General features: G+C 44.9%; 16 protein-coding genes. 12 read left to right on the forward strand and 4 right to left on the reverse strand.

Going from position 1 to position 15,492, the window contains the following annotated elements; all coding sequences use genetic code 11:
* Positions 1-72 precede the first annotated feature (72 nt).
* The gene (locus QUA53_RS02000; protein ID WP_333095021.1) at positions 73-318 is read right to left on the reverse strand and encodes a hypothetical protein; all 246 of its coding nucleotides are present in this window, start codon (positions 316-318) and stop codon (positions 73-75) included.
* Positions 319-482: 164 nt separating this feature from the next.
* On the opposite strand from QUA53_RS02000, the gene QUA53_RS02005 reads away from it, so the two are divergent.
* The 4 genes from QUA53_RS02005 (at position 483) to QUA53_RS02020 (ending at position 4,335) form a co-directional block, all read left to right on the forward strand.
* A complete protein-coding gene (locus QUA53_RS02005; RefSeq protein ID WP_333095020.1) occupies positions 483-1,010 on the forward strand; it encodes a helix-turn-helix domain-containing protein in 528 nt (175 codons plus the stop codon).
* A gap of 130 nt (positions 1,011-1,140) precedes the next feature.
* Positions 1,141-1,407, forward strand: coding sequence for a hypothetical protein (locus QUA53_RS02010; protein WP_333095019.1), 267 nt, complete (start codon positions 1,141-1,143; stop codon positions 1,405-1,407).
* Positions 1,408-1,895: 488 nt separating this feature from the next.
* Complete coding sequence (locus tag QUA53_RS02015; protein WP_333074146.1) at positions 1,896-2,834, forward strand: UDP-glucuronic acid decarboxylase family protein; 939 nt, start codon at positions 1,896-1,898, stop codon at positions 2,832-2,834.
* A gap of 112 nt (positions 2,835-2,946) precedes the next feature.
* Positions 2,947-4,335 carry a UDP-glucose/GDP-mannose dehydrogenase family protein gene (locus QUA53_RS02020; protein WP_333095018.1) on the forward strand — a complete coding sequence of 463 codons (1,389 nt, stop codon included), beginning with the start codon at positions 2,947-2,949 and terminating at the stop codon, positions 4,333-4,335.
* A 105-nt stretch (positions 4,336-4,440) separates the two neighbouring features.
* On the opposite strand, the gene QUA53_RS02025 is transcribed toward QUA53_RS02020, so the two are convergent.
* The gene (locus QUA53_RS02025) at positions 4,441-4,911 is read right to left on the reverse strand and encodes a hypothetical protein (protein WP_333038668.1); all 471 of its coding nucleotides are present in this window, start codon (positions 4,909-4,911) and stop codon (positions 4,441-4,443) included.
* Between the two features lie 166 nt (positions 4,912-5,077).
* Here QUA53_RS02025 and QUA53_RS02030 point away from each other — a divergent pair, with 166 nt between their 5' ends.
* The 5 genes from QUA53_RS02030 to ppk1 all read left to right on the forward strand — a co-directional run bounded on the left by QUA53_RS02030 (position 5,078) and on the right by ppk1 (position 11,854).
* Positions 5,078-5,296 carry a helix-turn-helix domain-containing protein gene (locus QUA53_RS02030; protein WP_006632503.1) on the forward strand — a complete coding sequence of 73 codons (219 nt, stop codon included), beginning with the start codon at positions 5,078-5,080 and terminating at the stop codon, positions 5,294-5,296.
* 162 nt (positions 5,297-5,458) lie between these two features.
* Positions 5,459-5,605, forward strand: a complete 147-nt coding sequence (locus QUA53_RS02035) for a hypothetical protein (RefSeq protein ID WP_333095016.1) — start codon at positions 5,459-5,461, stop codon at positions 5,603-5,605.
* Positions 5,606-5,745: 140 nt separating this feature from the next.
* Entirely contained in the window at positions 5,746-8,289 is a 2,544-nt protein-coding gene (locus tag QUA53_RS02040) for a HEAT repeat domain-containing protein (RefSeq protein WP_333095015.1), read from the forward strand.
* A complete protein-coding gene (locus QUA53_RS02045) occupies positions 8,290-9,429 on the forward strand; it encodes a HEAT repeat domain-containing protein (protein ID WP_333095025.1) in 1,140 nt (379 codons plus the stop codon).
* Between the two features lie 241 nt (positions 9,430-9,670).
* Entirely contained in the window at positions 9,671-11,854 is a 2,184-nt protein-coding gene (ppk1, locus tag QUA53_RS02050; RefSeq protein ID WP_333095014.1) for a polyphosphate kinase 1, read from the forward strand.
* 215 nt (positions 11,855-12,069) lie between these two features.
* On the opposite strand, the gene QUA53_RS02055 is transcribed toward ppk1, so the two are convergent.
* Together QUA53_RS02055 and QUA53_RS02060 are read right to left on the reverse strand one after the other, a co-directional pair.
* Positions 12,070-12,240, reverse strand: a complete 171-nt coding sequence (locus tag QUA53_RS02055; RefSeq protein WP_015176488.1) for a hypothetical protein — start codon at positions 12,238-12,240, stop codon at positions 12,070-12,072.
* Positions 12,241-12,442: 202 nt separating this feature from the next.
* Positions 12,443-12,943, reverse strand: coding sequence for a hypothetical protein (locus QUA53_RS02060; RefSeq protein ID WP_333095011.1), 501 nt, complete (start codon positions 12,941-12,943; stop codon positions 12,443-12,445).
* An 80-nt stretch (positions 12,944-13,023) separates the two neighbouring features.
* Between QUA53_RS02060 and QUA53_RS02065 the strand changes: the two genes are divergently transcribed.
* The 3 genes from QUA53_RS02065 (at position 13,024) to QUA53_RS02075 (ending at position 15,484) form a co-directional block, all read left to right on the forward strand.
* Positions 13,024-13,575, forward strand: a complete 552-nt coding sequence (locus QUA53_RS02065; RefSeq protein ID WP_333095010.1) for a DUF2854 domain-containing protein — start codon at positions 13,024-13,026, stop codon at positions 13,573-13,575.
* A gap of 211 nt (positions 13,576-13,786) precedes the next feature.
* Positions 13,787-14,857 (forward strand): FAD-dependent monooxygenase, encoded by a 1,071-nt coding sequence (locus QUA53_RS02070; RefSeq protein WP_333095009.1) that lies wholly within the window; start codon positions 13,787-13,789, stop codon positions 14,855-14,857.
* A 135-nt stretch (positions 14,858-14,992) separates the two neighbouring features.
* Positions 14,993-15,484 (forward strand): DUF3598 family protein, encoded by a 492-nt coding sequence (locus QUA53_RS02075; protein ID WP_333095007.1) that lies wholly within the window; start codon positions 14,993-14,995, stop codon positions 15,482-15,484.
* Positions 15,485-15,492 lie beyond the last annotated feature (8 nt).

Consider the following 15,492-nt stretch of genomic DNA (forward strand, 5'->3'; position numbering starts at 1 on the left):
ATAGGGTTTCATCATGAGACTCCTCAAAAGATTGGGGTAGTGCTATTATCCTCTATCCTTTACATAAAAGCACTACCATCGCCCAATTGTACGAATTTTGATATTTAGTTGCAGTTGACCGTACTCTTCTGCAAGATTTTGAGTGCATTCCCATTCGTTTTTCAAACGATTGCAAGCACATTCATGCTGTTCTTGAGCGCTTTTGCCCATTTTCTTTGCATCGTTCATGTCGGAAACACCTGCAATACCAGCTCCAATGCCAAGAGCGGAAGCAGCTATAGCAGCAGCACCCAAAATAATCGGGATTATAAAAATCATAAAATTTTCCTCAAAACTAATGATTCAGCAATGCTCAATGAGTCTAGTTATTAGCTACTTCAAGCTAGCTCTCTCGTCATTTTGACTCATTGCACGTAGATCGGGATATTCTACTTATAATAATCTAACTAACCATAGCTTTTATCTTACACTCATCAGTAATTGTGTTAGACTTATATCAGGAATTTTCACCCCACTCCGCTATGCCGCCAGCCGACGAGCAATTTATCGAAGCCGCAAACCACTGGGACTTAGAAAACCTCTACGCAGACCTGGCCTCAGCCAAGGGAAAACGCCTCACCCCAATGGAAAAGCTTCACCTGCGGGGGCTTCTGTGGTGTCATAGTCCCGGAGAAATAGCGGAAAAACGCCAAAAGAACCCCAAGGGAGTTGAAACTGACCTATGCGCTACCTTATATAAGTACGTCAAAAGTCTGGTGGGTAAAGGCGTTGAAAAAATAGAAAACTGGAGAAACATTGCTGAATGGCTTGAGGATGCTGGATATAAAACTAAGCCACCTGCTAAATTCCCTATTCAAGACGGTGTATCTGAAAATAGTAAAGTTAATGTAACTAATATAAGTTTTGAGAACAATCAAATACAAATTGGTGTATACCTACAAATAACTGTACCGCTACCTTCAGAATTATCAATACAAAATCTAGACATCAACGATAACAACGGTAACTAAAATTTTGCCACAAATCAACAGATTGGTAGCGTGAAGCGACTAAAATCAGGAAGCGCGATCGCCCTTACAGACTAAAGCAACAACCCCAGCGATAACATTAATATTATTTTGCCGAATCTTTATATTATTGGTGAACCCAACGGTTCAACAAGTAAAACTACAGTTTTTAGGAAATTATTACCCAATTTTTGAGAATGTTTTGAATATGTCAATGCAGATGCGATCGCGGCCGGAATGTCCTAATTCACTCCACAGTCAGTTGCATATTCTCGCAGGACGCTTAATGATACAAAAACTGCGAACTTTATCAGACTCTGGCACCGATTTCGCCTTCGAGACAACTTTAGCCGATCGTAACTTTGCTCAATTATTGAGAAACTGTAAAACTAAAGGCTAGACAATCAACCTGATTTAGTTCTGGCTGGAATCTCCAGAAATTCCAATTGAACGAGTGCCACGCAGGGTTGAAAGTGGCAGACATTCTTTTCCCGAAATCGACATAATTTCTCTCATATTGCTTTTCAGATAAATCGACCCGGGTTTTTTCAAATAAGCCCGTGAAGCGCACCTATCGCCTAGGGCATCGCCCAACCTCAAAGCGAAGTCATCAAGTAACCAATAACCACTAACAAATAACATAACTAATGTCAAGAGTGTTTTTTCGGAAATATTAAAGCTTCAATAAAAATTGCTACCAACATTTGCGAATTATAGCACTTTCTTCCAAGTATTTGACAATGCTAAGTTAATTAAAGATTTTATAAAAGTGACGCATAAGTCTTTACATTGGCGATCGCTATTTTGTTATTGTATTAGTAAGTTTCATTCGAGCGACTGAATTTTTGTATACCAGTCCTACCCCTAAACAGAACGGCAGTTTCCACAATGAGAATTTTAGTCACAGGCGGTGCGGGTTTCCTCGGTTCTCACCTAATCGATCGCTTAATGGCCCAAGGACATGAGGTAGTCTGCCTGGATAATTTTTACACCGGGACTAAACGCAATATCCTTAAATGGCTGGACAACCCCTATTTTGAGTTGATCCGCCACGACATCACGGAACCGATTCGGTTAGAGGTAGATCAGATTTACCATCTGGCCTGTCCTGCTTCCCCAATACACTATCAGTACAACCCTGTCAAGACTATTAAAACAAATGTCATCGGCACGATGAATATGTTGGGATTGGCAAAACGGGTAAAAGCAAGATTCTTCCTCGCTTCCACTTCCGAAGTGTACGGAGATCCTGATGTTCATCCGCAAACAGAAGATTATCGCGGCAACGTTAATTGTATAGGAATTCGCAGTTGTTATGACGAAGGCAAACGAGTAGCTGAAACCTTATCTTTTGATTACCACCGTCAAAATGGGGTAGACATTCGAGTTGTGCGAATCTTCAATACCTACGGTCCCCGGATGTTGGAAAATGACGGCAGAGTAGTGAGCAATTTTATTGCTCAAGCTTTGCGAAACCAACCGCTGACTGTATACGGCGACGGTTCCCAAACACGTAGTTTTTGCTACGTTTCTGATTTGGTGGAAGGATTTATTCGTTTGATGAATAGCGACCAAATAGGGCCGATGAATTTGGGAAATCCCGGCGAATACACTATTTTGGAACTGGCAGAAAAAATTCAAAATATGATTAATCCAGGGGCAGAGATTATCTTTAAACCGCTGCCGGAAGACGATCCAAAACAGCGACAACCGGATATTACTCGTGCTAAAAGTTGGTTGGGGTGGGAGCCAACTGTGCCGCTGGATAAAGGTTTAGAGTTGACTGTAAAGGATTTCCGCGATCGCATCGAGGGAAACCAAAAGTAGAGACTGAGAGAAGGGGAGAGTGGGGCAGGGAAAAAATCTTCCTTATTCCCAATTGCCAATTCCCAATTCTCGATTGCCATCAGATTTTTTTACTAACTTTGAGGACATTTGTATGCATGTTTGCGTCATCGGTACAGGATATGTTGGCTTAGTCACCGGCACTTGCTTGGCCCACATCGGCCACCACGTGATTTGCGTAGACAACAACGAAGAAAAAGTTAAATTAATGAAGTCAGGACAGTCGCCTATTTTTGAACCCGGACTGTCTGAATTAATGTCCTCTGCATCTGCGTCGGGCAATCTAGAATTTACTTCGGACTTAGCAGCAGGAGTGGCTCACGGAGACATTTTGTTTATTGCCGTGGGGACGCCTCCTTTGCCTACTGGGGAAAGCGATACTCGCTACGTGGAAGCGGTTGCTCGCGGCATTGGAGCTCACCTCGACGGCGATTATAAAGTAATTGTCAATAAATCTACGGTTCCCATCGGTTCCGGGGACTGGGTGCGGAGGATTGTCCTCGACGGTTTGGCGGAACGTCAAAAAGCTCAAACCAATGATGTGGCTACGGGTGAGGAAGTAGCGGCAAAAAAAGGTGTGGTATTTGATGTGGTTAGCAACCCGGAGTTTTTGCGGGAGGGCTGTGCTGTTTTCGATACTTTTAATCCCGATCGCATTGTTCTCGGCAGTAACTCTCGGCGGGCTATGGATATGATGCTACAGTTATATCGGCCGATTGTCGATCGCAAGTTTGCAGAAAATCCGTCTTTGCCCGAGGTTCCGGTGGTGATGACTGATATCAGTTCAGCGGAGATGATTAAGTACGCAGCTAATGCTTTTTTGGCTACGAAGATTAGCTTTATTAATGAAGTTGCTAATATTTGCGATCGCGTCGGTGCAGATGTTAGTCAAGTTGCCCGAGGTATCGGCTTAGATTCGCGGATTGGCAACAAGTTTCTGCAAGCGGGCATTGGTTGGGGCGGTTCTTGTTTCCCCAAAGATGTCTCGGCTTTAGTTCACACTGCTGACGATTACGGCTACGAGGCGCATTTGCTGAAAGCGGCGGTGGAAGTTAACGAACGCCAGCGGTTGATTGCTATTGAAAAGTTGCAACAAGTTTTGAAGATTCTCAAAGGTAAAACAGTCGGACTTTTGGGTTTAACTTTCAAGCCGGATACTGACGATTTGCGAGATGCTCCAGCGCTAAATTTAATCGAGAATTTGAATCGGTTGGGAGCGAAAGTTAAAGCTTACGATCCGATTGTTTCTCAAACTGGGATGCGTCACGGTTTGTCGGGAGTTTTGGTAGAAACCGATCCGGAAAGACTGGCCGACGGTTGCGATGCTTTGGTGTTGGTGACTGACTGGGAACAGTTTCGCAATTTAGATTACGATAAAATGGCGAAGTTGATGAATCATCCGGTGATGATTGATGGCCGCAATTTCCTAGACAAGAAGGCTTTAGAAACGGCTGGTTTCCAATATGTGGGGATTGGAAGGTAAAGAAGAGTTTTGAGTAGAATCTCTATTTCGTAGGGTGCGCCGAAGCGCACCTTACATTGATCTTGCTGGTGGCCAACAATCGCGGGTTTACTCGCCCCTACTGCTTTAAAAATTCTCCATCAATGTTTTTTCTTGAGCGTAAACATCTCGTAGCTGTTGCAGCGCTGAGGCAGAAATTACCGATTTAACTGTAGCAACTAATTTACCCCATTCAAGCAAGCTGTCAACTGAAACAGCCGTTTTGAAGTTGTACGTATAGAATTTAGTCCAAAAATCTGGTGCTTGTGTCCGTTTCCAGCGTTTGTACCAGGCGACAAAATCTTGAGCACAGGGCGGTTTTACTTCTAAGATTGGGGGGAAATCAGCGTAGCTGACAAATCGACTGAGGCCTTTAGCATGAACGTACACCACGTTGTGGCAGCAATCGATCCGGTATATCTGTTCGGGTGAGATGTTGAACAGGAGTGCCACTGTTTCTTCGGTGACAAATCTCGATCGCGGATTGACGATCGACGATTTGTGAATAATTTTTGATGCGCCGATCGCTGACGATCTTAGCTGATTTTCTGATATCATTGTAGTTGCATCTGGTGGTAGTAGGTAAATCTATCTCTGCTAAGTGCGATCGACAGAAATTATCTGTCGGGATTAATTTTAACTGGCGATCGTCTTTAGTTTGCAGACCGGGGGCGATCGCTTTTTGATATATTATACTAAATCCAAAATTTTGTAAATAGTAAATATGAGCAAAGGCTTAGTCAGATTGCGGGTTCGAGAGTTGGCTGCCGAGAAGGGATGGACGCTCAAAGAGGTTGCGGAGCGATCGGGCGTGGGCTACAGTACGATTAGCAATTATGCCCGTTCTCAGGGGATGGCAATGGTTGACTTTGCAGCAGTCCACAAGCTGGCTCGAACTTTTGATGTGATGATTGAGGATTTCGTGGTAATCCTCGAAAAATAGTTGAACTTTTTGTCTAAATTCAATGTTTTAGCGATCGAATTTTGATGTGACGATCGAAGTTTTGATGTGATGATTTCAGCATAGGTCGATCGCTCGCAACCAAAGTCGATCGCCTATCATTGAAATAACCCACTTGCAGCCTGAATTTAGGAGAACCGTCAAATGCTAGAAGCTGCGATATTGGGAAGTCTTCTGAAAGTCGCTTTCGATGGGATAGTGGGCACTCAAGCCAATGATGCACTCAAGCACCTCTGTTTGACGGGAATAAAAAAAAATCACGAAACGGAAAACTTGTCAATCACGATTTAGAAAAAGCGCTGAAAACTTCTTTCCTGAAAGCTCAGCAACAAATCGCATCAGAATGCAAACAGGAAATCGATCCAAAAAATGCGGCTAACCGAGAGAGTTTTTCCTATGCGCTGCAAGACAGGCGGTGGGATTTTGAGTGGTTGAAACGAAAGCTCGAAAAGCTCAAATTAGAGTTAGAACAGGTTGATAAAGAAACAGTCTCCTCTGGGATTCCCATTGCAGGTTTAGATGAGATAGAATGGCTGCTGACTGCCGCAGATGAGTTAAAACAGAATCAGGTTGAAGAAGTCAAGCCAAAATTGCTGGAAGTCGCCCTAGAAAATTGCGATGTCGCACCCTACAAGACTAAGTTAGAGCAAGAATTGTTTACCTTGGTATCTGTATACTTTGCTCGGGAAATCAAGGACAATGACAAAGCTTTTCAGATTTTTACGGGGCAGAGTTTAACCCGGATTGATGGCAGAACCCAAGAGATGTATGCTTGGCTTGAGGAGATAGTTGAAAAAAGCCGGATTGTTTACGTGCCGATTGATTGGCAAGCTATTTGCCAGCAGATATTAGAGGATAAAGAACAGCAGCGGCTTAGTAGCAATCAGCTAACTTTTGGCAACCATGAAATAGATGATGTTTATGTGCCGCTGGGATTGGTGGAACGGCAGAAAGTGACTCAGCGACGCGAGGAGGTTGCGGCTGAGGAAGGTTCGGATTTGTACCGGGAAAAAGAAGTTACCCAAAAATTTGAACACAGCGAGTTTCTTGAGCAAGTTATCCAGCAAGGAAGTAGCCCTAAAAGCAATGGGAAGCGGTTAGGAATTATTGGGGAACCGGGCGCGGGGAAAACAATGCTGTTGCGGCAGATTGCGAATTGGGTAGCGGCGGGCATTTCCGAGGCAATTGTAATTTGGGTATCCTTGGCGGATTTGCAGGGGAAGGAATTAGAGCCGTATTTATTTGATAATTGGCTGTTGGCGGCTATTAAGAGAATTGGGAAGGCTGACGCGACTGCAGAAATTAAGGATGATTTTTTAGGACAGTTTAATGCTGAGCGCCTGTGGTTGGTTTTGGATGGGGCGGATGAGATGGCTGTCGGAGATGGCAATCCTTTGGCGGAAATTCTGCAGCAAATTAGAACTGGCGGCTGTATTCAAAAGGCGCGAATTGTGCTAAGTTGTCGGCAGAATGTTTGGGATGCGATCGGCTCTGCGTTGGATACTTTTGATACTTATCGTACTCTGGAGTTTTCCTATCCCGAACAGGTGGAAATGTTTATCGATAAATGGTTTGGAACCCCCCCTAACCCCCCCTTGGTAAGGGGGGGGACAAGAGATGATGGGGAGCAGACAAGAGAAGATGAAACTCTTGCTCCCCCCTTAGCAAGGGGGGCTGGGGGGGTGCTTTCTCAACAGCTACGGGAAGCATTAGCAGCAACAGGAAAAGAGCGAATCCGAGATTTAGTGAAAAATCCCCTGAGATGTTCGTTATTGTGCGGCACTTGGCAGTCGTTGGATGGGGAGTTGCCGGATACTAAGGCTAAGCTTTATCGGCTATTTGTGACTACTTTGTATCAGTGCAAAAAACCGCGCCTGAATTTGATTCAGCAGCAGGAATTGAATGCGGCTTTGGGGAAATTGGCACTTTCAGGGATGTTAAATGAAACGGACCGGTTTCAGTTGCCCGAAAGTGTGGCATATCGGGTGATGGGTGAATTCCATTTTGAGTTAGCTTGTCGTTTGGGTTGGCTGAATTTAGTGGCGAGGGATGCGGAGACGGCGGAGGGGATTTATGCTTTTTACCATCCGACATTTCAGGAATATTTTGCGGCGTTGGCGGTTGAGGATTGGCACTTTTTCTTGAATCATATTCCTAAGAATCCGCAACATCCTGATGCTAGGTATCGCATTTTTGAGAAGCAGTGGCAAGAGGTGATTTTGCTGTGGTTGGGGCGGGAGGAAGTAGGGAAAGAGGAGAAGGAAGCGTTTATTAAGGCGTTGGTTAAGTTTAAGGTTAGGTGGGATAAATTTTATGGATATCGGGCGTATTTTCTAGCGGCTGCGGGGATTGCTGAGTTTAAAGATTGTAGTCTTGCTGATGAGATTGTGTCGCAGATTGTTATTTGGGGATTTGGTTATTTTAATAAGCAAAAACAGGATTGGCGGACATTTCTAGATCCAATTGTCGATAGAGCAAGGGAAGTTCTGAAAGAGACGGATCGGGAAAAGGCGGGTTCCGCTTTAGTCGAGTTAATCCGCAATTCAGGTGATGAATATACCCGGAGGCGAGCGACAAAAAGCTTAGGGGAAATAGGCAAATATCACCCAGAAACTATCTCCGCTTTAGTCGAGTTAATCGGTACTTCTCAAGATGAACATACCCGGTGTGTAGCGGCAGAGAGCTTAGGGAAAATAGAAAAAAATCACCCAGTTGCGATCGCCACTTTAGTCGAGTTACTCCGCAAGTCAGTTGAGAACAAGACCTGGAAGCGAGTGGCATATAGCTTGGGAAAAATAGGCAAAGATAGCCCAGAAGCGATTGCAGCTTTAGTAGAACTAATCCGCAATTCAGTTGATAACCATTTCTACCCGCATTTCTCTCGGCATAACGTACCTACCTGTATAATATTGGCATATAGCTTAGTGAAAATAGGGAAAAATAATCCAGTTGCGATCGCCGCTTTAGTCGAGTAAATCCGCACTTCAGATAATAAAGTTACTCAAGGGCGAGCAGCAGAAATTTTAGGTAGGATAGACAAAAATAACCCGGTAGCGATCGAAACTTTATTGGATTCAATCCGCAACTACCGTCCTAAAGATAATCGTTATCAAGCGGCAGCAAGATTAGCAAGAATCGGCAAAAATAACCCAGTTGCGATCGCTGCTTTAGTCGATTTAATCCGCACTTCCCGCAATCAAGTTACCCGGTGGCGAGCCGCAGAATGTTTGGGGAAAATAGATAAAGATAACCCAGTTGCAATCAGCGCTTTAGTCGAGTTAAGCCGCAATTCCAATGAAAGAACCCGGTGGTCAGCGGCAGATAGCTTAGGTAAAATAGGCAAAAATAACCCAGTTGCGATCGCCGCTTTAGTCGAGTTAATCCGCAATTCCGGTGCTGAAAGTACCCGGTGTCAAGCGATAAAAAGCTTAGGGGCAATAGGCAAAAATAACCCAGAGGCCATCTCCGCTTTAGTGGAGTTGCTCGGTACTTCTCAAAGTGAATATACCCGGCTTCAAGCGGCAGAAAGCTTAGGAAAAATAGACAACAATAACCCAGTTACACTCTCCGCTTTAGTCGAGTTGCTTGGCACTTCTCAGAATGCCTATCATCTGTGGGAATTGGGAAATAAATTAGAGAAAATCGGCAAAGATAACCCAGTGGCGATCGCCGCTTTCATCGAGTTAATCCGCACTTCAGGTGATGAACAGACCCGGCTTCAAGCGGCAGAATATTTGGGAGAAATAGACAAAAATCACCCAGTTGCGATCGCCACTTTAGTCGATTTAATCGGCAACTCAGCTAACCCAGATACCCGGTGTCGATCGGCATTTAGCTTAGGGAAAATAGAGAAATATTATCCAGTTGCGATCGCGACTTTAATAGAGTTGATTCCTAATTATCACCCTGAATATTCTATTTTTGATCCGGCAGATAGCTTACTGCAAATTATGAAAGGTAAACACTTCGCCACCGCAGTCTCAGGTTTGAAAAATCGCCTAACTTCGGAAATCTACAAAAATGATTTTGGTCGGAATGAAAGATGTCACGAAGTCATCTGGGAGTGTGCCGAAAATATGACTTACCCAGAATTTTATCAAGCATGGCACGCTTAACCCACCGCTGGAATTGCCGTTAACAGGTTTTCCGCCAAATCAAGAGGACTTGCCGAATGCGGTACAGAATTGGATGGGAGGGATGGGTTCGCAATCCAGGGGTCGGACAGGGCAATGCCGTTTCCCTACAGGTATTACAAGAACGCACGATCGACCAAAAGCAGATGCGAACAAATCCTTTAACCTACAATACTATTTCTAGAGATGCCATCACCGAGCCTCCCAAAGAGTCCCTCAAACCATGCCCAAGCCAAAAAAGACCCCCGCCAAAACCTACACTGAAATCAACCTCAGCGATCCTCAATATTACTTCAACCGAGAACAAAGCTGGCTAGAATTCAACAACCGGGTGCTCCACGAAGCCCTCGACCCCCGCACGCCCCTCCTAGAAAGACTTAAATTTCTCGCTATTTTTAGCTCCAACCTAGACGAATATTTTATGGTGCGCGTGGGCGCCCTCAAACAACAAGTACACGCAAAAGTCAGCAAATTGACCTCCGACGGCAGCACGCCCCAACAACAGCTAGATGCCATTAACAAGCGGCTTTTGCCAATGGTTACTCAGCAGCACTCCTATTTTGAGCAGACCCTGCGGCCGAAACTAGCAGCAAGCGAAATCTACATTCTCGACTACATTGACCTCAATCAAGAACAGCGCAATTACTTGCACCGCTACTTCAAAGAACAAGTATTTCCCGTACTCACTCCCCTAGCAGTTGACCCCAGCCACCCATTCCCCTACCTTTCCAATCTCAGCCTCAATCTAGCAGTAGTAGTCAGAGACCCCGACACGCGGGAAGAATTATTTGCCCGCGTCAAAGTACCGCAGGTTTTGCCGAGGTTTTTGCCACTACCGGGGGATTTGCAGTGGCAGCAGAGGGGTAAATCTCCTGTTTGGACTGGCGTGCCCCTCGAACAGGTGATTGCCCACAATTTAGAAGCTTTGTTTCCGGGGATGGACGTTGAGGAATATCACCCGTTTCGCATTACTCGCAATTCCGATTTGACGGTGGAGGAAGATGAGGCAGAGGATTTGCTGCTGGCAATAGAACAGGAGCTCCGCAAGCGCCGGTTTGGAGGTTCTGCGGTGCGGATGGAAATTCAAGCGATTATGCCGCCTGCGCTGCGAGATATGCTGATGGAGGAGCTGGATCTCGGTGAGCAAGATGTTTACGTCGTAGAGGGGCTGCTAGGCCTCAAGGATTTGATGTCTTTTGTGGGGTTGCCGGTGCCGGAACTGAAAGACCCGCCTTGGACTCCGGTTGTGCCGCCGCGCTTGCGGAACTCGGAATCGGCAAGGATTTTAGACAAATCGAGGTTGGATGCTGAAGAGGGCGAGGATATTTTCACCACCATCCGGCAGGGGGATTTGATGCTGCACCATCCCTATCACTCGTTTGCTGCGACGGTACAGCGGTTTATTACTGAGGCGGCGCACGATCGCTCCGTTTTAGCAATTAAGATGACTTTATATCGCACTTCTGGAGATTCGCCGATCGTCAGCGCCTTAATTCAAGCAGCGGAAAACGGCAAGCAGGTAGCCGTTTTAGTAGAGCTCAAAGCTAGGTTTGACGAAGAAAATAATATTAATTGGGCTCGCAAGTTAGAACAAGCTGGAGTCCACGTAGTTTACGGTTTGGTGGGACTCAAAACCCACACCAAAATTGTGATGGTAGTGCGTCGCGAGGACGGGTACATCCGCCGCTACGTCCACATCGGCACCGGCAATTACAATCCCAAAACAGCCGGACTGTATACCGATGTGGGTTTGTTGAGTTGTCGCGAGGATTTGGGCTCGGATTTGGCGGATTTGTTTAATTATTTGACTGGTTATTCCCGGCAGGTATCTTATCGCAAATTATTGGTGGCGCCTGTCAATATGCGCGATCGATTTTTAGCTTTAATCCGCCGCGAGGCAGAATTTTGCCGCTTGCAGACTGAAGGCGGCAGCGGTAGCTGTGGCCGCATTGTCGCTAAAATGAACGCTTTAGTTGACCCTCAAATCATTGTTGCTTTGTACGAAGCTTCGCAAGCGGGAGTTAAAATTGATTTGATTATTCGGGGGATTTGCTGTTTGCGTCCCGGCGTTGAAGGTGTTAGCGAAAATATCCGAGTTATCAGTATTATCGGCCGCTTTTTAGAGCATTCTCGGATGTTTTATTTTTTTAACGGTGGCGACGAAGAGGTGTATATTGGTTCTGCTGACTGGATGCAGCGCAATCTCACAAGACGGGTTGAAGCGATCGTTCAGGTGGAAGACCCGACAATTGCTAAGGAATTGCAAGAAATTTTGGGTGTAATGCTGGCTGACAACCGCCAAGCTTGGGATTTGCAGCCGGGAGGACACTACTCTCAGCGGCGGCCGCCTGCTAATTGCCCGGAAGTGAGTTCTCAGCAAATTTTGATGGATATGGTGATGAATTAGTTATTAGTCATTAGTCATTAGTTAGTAGTCAGTAGTTGTCAGTTGTCAAATTTGCAGTTAGCAGGGTTCGGTTTTTGTTAGCTATTAAGCTGTACTGCATTTAATTTTGACTTTTTGGGCGGTCAAGATGCCCACCCCACACGATTTTCACTAACATAACTATTCAAATTAAATGCGCGACAACTAATGACTAATGACTACTGACTACTGACGACTTAACTGTTAAAAGTACGCTTGAATTCTTCTAAGAGATCGTCAATTTCTTCGATCGCCTGACTCACATCTATTCTCAGGGCTCCCAAGTCCGATCGATCTAACAGCCGCACGAGAGATTCCCGCTTGCTCTCGATCTCTGCTACGCGCTCTTTGATTGTTTGTGCATCCATGGTTTTTTGCCTTTGCTACTATTAACAAAAATATTTGACACTCCCCCCTGCGAACAGACGGAGATTCTTAATTCACCGACATACCTTTTTGGGCAAATCCTTCACTGTTTTTATCTGGGAAGTGATGAACCTGCTCAGGGTTTTTTGGTCTGTGTTATAGTTTGATTGTACATCAAAACTTCAGCCAAACTCCAGCCACATTTTAGCGTAAAAAAGGCGGACGTTTGCTATCTGCGGGTTTATTTTTCATCATTCCAGCTAAAAATCGCTTCAGGGCCTTCTCCCGGTTTTTCATAAAAGCAGCCCAAAATCCCGGTTGATATTCATCCATCGTCTTGGCTAGGGCCCAGACATCGATCGCTAAGATATTATAAAGCCTTTCATCTTCGCGTTTGAGCGAGTTAATCTGCTCCAAAACCGCCTTGTTTGCTCCAGCAGTTTGTTTGTCTTCGTCTTTAATCATGTCCGAAAAATGGTTGAAAGGGCAAGAGTGTCGATCGCGATCGCCACTCTGTATACTTTGATGATACTGCCGATCTCGATTGCCTTCTGGAACCAACGCCGCGCAATTAACACGGATATTTACCGATGGCGTGCCCGGGCGAGTCCGGCAGGATAAGCTTCTGAACCTAGAGACAAGACTGTGGATGCACACCGCTCCCGCGCTCATAGATGCTAGCAGTTTTTGCAGGTCTTTTGGCAAAAAAACTAAATTTATTCAAGACTTTTTGACAGATAATAATTAAAGTATATTATTTCTGTCCGACTACTTACCTCACTAATATGTTACGCAAAATTTCTTTAGCAAACCTAGCCTTAGTTGTTGGCGGTATTATAGCAGCAGTCGGTTTCGGAGCCTACTTCACAGACAGACCTACCCTGAACCTAGCCGGTTTTTTTTATGGAATTCCGCTGTTGCTGGGAGGTTTGGCCTTGAAAGCGGCCGAACTCGAACCAGTGGATTTCACCGAACCTACCTCTGCTGAAGTTCTCCTGCTGCGAGAAAGTCAGGCCACAGATACTCAAAACCAAGTCCGCAAAGATGTCACTCGATTTCGCTACGGCCAACAAGCGCACTTAGATGATGCTTTGGAGCGCCTGGGCCTGGCCCCGACAGACGAGGAACGGCCGCTCCTGCAAGGGTTGCGGGAAGTTAATGTTGATGGTGCTTATGGGTTAATTCTAGAGTTTTATTCGCCGCTAATGCCGATCGAAGTCTGGGAAGAAAAGCAAGACAAAATAGCTACTTTTTTTGGACCAGGTTTGCGCGCCCAAGTCAGTCAAAAGGCTGGTGACAAAATTGAAGTGGCTCTAATTAAAAATACTCAAGCTTAAAGTAGTCTTAAGTTTTGAGCGCGTGAATTTTGAAGTCATCAATTAAACATTAATCCTGCATCAGCTTAGATACTGATTTTAGCGACAGCTTGAAACCTGTCGCTATCAACATAAACTAAATCCGCAATTGGGCGATCGCGCAAATTAGATTTTCCTTAATTACAATAATAGTTGAGAACCGATCGGCAATCTTAAATCAGGAGAAGCACAAATGGTTTCGACCCAAAGCAGGATAGGTATTATCGGCACAGGAACATCAGGAGCTTATCTAGCAATTCTGCTGATTCAACAAGGGTTTCAAGTTGACTTGTTTGAAAAAGCACCCCATCCGCGCACCGATGGCTGTGGTATCCTGATCGTACAAGCAGGTATGGAAGCGCTGCATAAAGGAAACCCTCAAATTAGCCAGAAAATTATTAACTCAGGCGATCCGGTTAAATTATTCGAGTTTCGCAACCTCCGCGGCGGTGTCATCAATTCTGAACCCGTCACTTATGAAGAAAATGAACTCCCAGGAATGCTGGTACACCGCAAAGCTATTCTAGAAGCACTCCTCGACGAGTTACCGCCTGAGTGTATTCATTTTAATGCAGAATTAGCATCGATCGCCCAAACCGAACACAGTGCGATCGCCCACTTTAAAGATGGCAGTAAATGGGAAGGCGATCTTTTAATTGGTGCCGATGGAATCGTCTCAAAAGTTCGTCAGTATATAGTTCCAGGCGTTGAACTATTCTATTTAGGCGATATCGTCTGGCGAGGAATTGTCGAAGATCGCAGCTTCTGTCCAGAAGGAAACTTTTTTGTTTATGTACGCGGTAGGGGAATTTATGCCAACTTCTTTCACATTGGTGGAGGTCGCACTCATTGGGGTTTCTTTATTGAAAAAGATCGGGCAGACTCCGAAGTAGGGAAACTACAACCTAATAATATTACCATTCCTCCCCAAGAACTAGCAAAACTCCCAGAGGATGCTCGAAAAGTGATTGAATCAACCCCTGTGGAAAATATTGTCTGTCGTTTTTCCTATGACATTGACCCCCTACCCAAAATCTATGATGGCCGTGTTATCTTAATTGGAGATGCGGCCCACGCGAAAAGCTCCACACGCGCTAGAGGTATGACTTCCGGTTGGGAAGATGGTTTGTGTTTAGCACAACATCTCAGAGATAGTGCTAATATTGCCGAAGCGCTAGAAAATTTTCAAGCTGAAAGATTACCTATTGTCCACGAATATCAACGCACTAGCCGCGAAATGAGTTTAAAAATAGGTCGCCGTTAGCCAAATTCCAATCATCCTGTAGGGCGGGTTCGCCAATAACTTTAAAGGGTACAGACAGGTTAAAAAAACGCCCTCACCCACAAAAAAGCGCTTTTAAGTTTGGACAATTTTTTTAGATAAACCGGAGACTAATTAATGAATAACGATTTGGGAATTCATGAAGATACCGTCAACCCTCTAAACTCTCCTGATTTAGAGAAAGTACCGGAAATTTTCACACGTCATATTGGTACTTGGAAAGGCGAATTTATTAAGACTGATACTCGCGGACATTTTTTTCGCAGCTTTTTGTGTACTATAAGCATAGGGATTGAGGGGAGTCACCACCGACAAGTTAACAACTATGAATACTCAGATGGTTCTCGCATTCAGCTCAATTTTCAAGGTGAATATGAAAATCGGATGATGAAATTATTTTCTAGCAGTAATGCTGATTTTTCGGGGGTCGTGTGGGATGCGGGTCAGGACATTATCTGCATGCGGTCAACAAAAACTGAGGGTAACGCACTGATTACTTTTGTGGAAACAATCACTTTAGTGGCAGACAATCACCGAGTTCGTAGCACTCAAATTTTTAAAGATGGCATTTTTGACAGCATTGCATTTATTGAGGAAATGCGTATATAAGTAAGTCC

The organism is Microcoleus sp. Pol12B3, from assembly GCF_036701355.1.
Classification (GTDB): Bacteria; Cyanobacteriota; Cyanobacteriia; order Cyanobacteriales; family Microcoleaceae; genus Microcoleus.

Bases quoted from the DNA above. Each gene is read 5' to 3' on its own strand.
- QUA53_RS02000 (WP_333095021.1), bottom strand. From the start codon at position 318: ATGATTTTTATAATCCCGATTATTTTGGGTGCTGCTGCTATAGCTGCT.
- QUA53_RS02015 (WP_333074146.1), top strand. From the start codon at position 1,896: ATGAGAATTTTAGTCACAGGCGGTGCGGGTTTCCTCGGTTCTCACCTA.
- QUA53_RS02020 (WP_333095018.1), top strand. From the start codon at position 2,947: ATGCATGTTTGCGTCATCGGTACAGGATATGTTGGCTTAGTCACCGGC.
- QUA53_RS02025 (WP_333038668.1), bottom strand. From the start codon at position 4,911: ATGATATCAGAAAATCAGCTAAGATCGTCAGCGATCGGCGCATCAAAA.
- QUA53_RS02030 (WP_006632503.1), top strand. From the start codon at position 5,078: ATGAGCAAAGGCTTAGTCAGATTGCGGGTTCGAGAGTTGGCTGCCGAG.
- QUA53_RS02035 (WP_333095016.1), top strand. From the start codon at position 5,459: ATGCTAGAAGCTGCGATATTGGGAAGTCTTCTGAAAGTCGCTTTCGAT.
- ppk1 (WP_333095014.1), top strand. From the start codon at position 9,671: ATGCCCAAGCCAAAAAAGACCCCCGCCAAAACCTACACTGAAATCAAC.
- QUA53_RS02055 (WP_015176488.1), bottom strand. From the start codon at position 12,240: ATGGATGCACAAACAATCAAAGAGCGCGTAGCAGAGATCGAGAGCAAG.
- QUA53_RS02065 (WP_333095010.1), top strand. From the start codon at position 13,024: ATGTTACGCAAAATTTCTTTAGCAAACCTAGCCTTAGTTGTTGGCGGT.
- QUA53_RS02070 (WP_333095009.1), top strand. From the start codon at position 13,787: ATGGTTTCGACCCAAAGCAGGATAGGTATTATCGGCACAGGAACATCA.
- QUA53_RS02075 (WP_333095007.1), top strand. From the start codon at position 14,993: ATGAATAACGATTTGGGAATTCATGAAGATACCGTCAACCCTCTAAAC.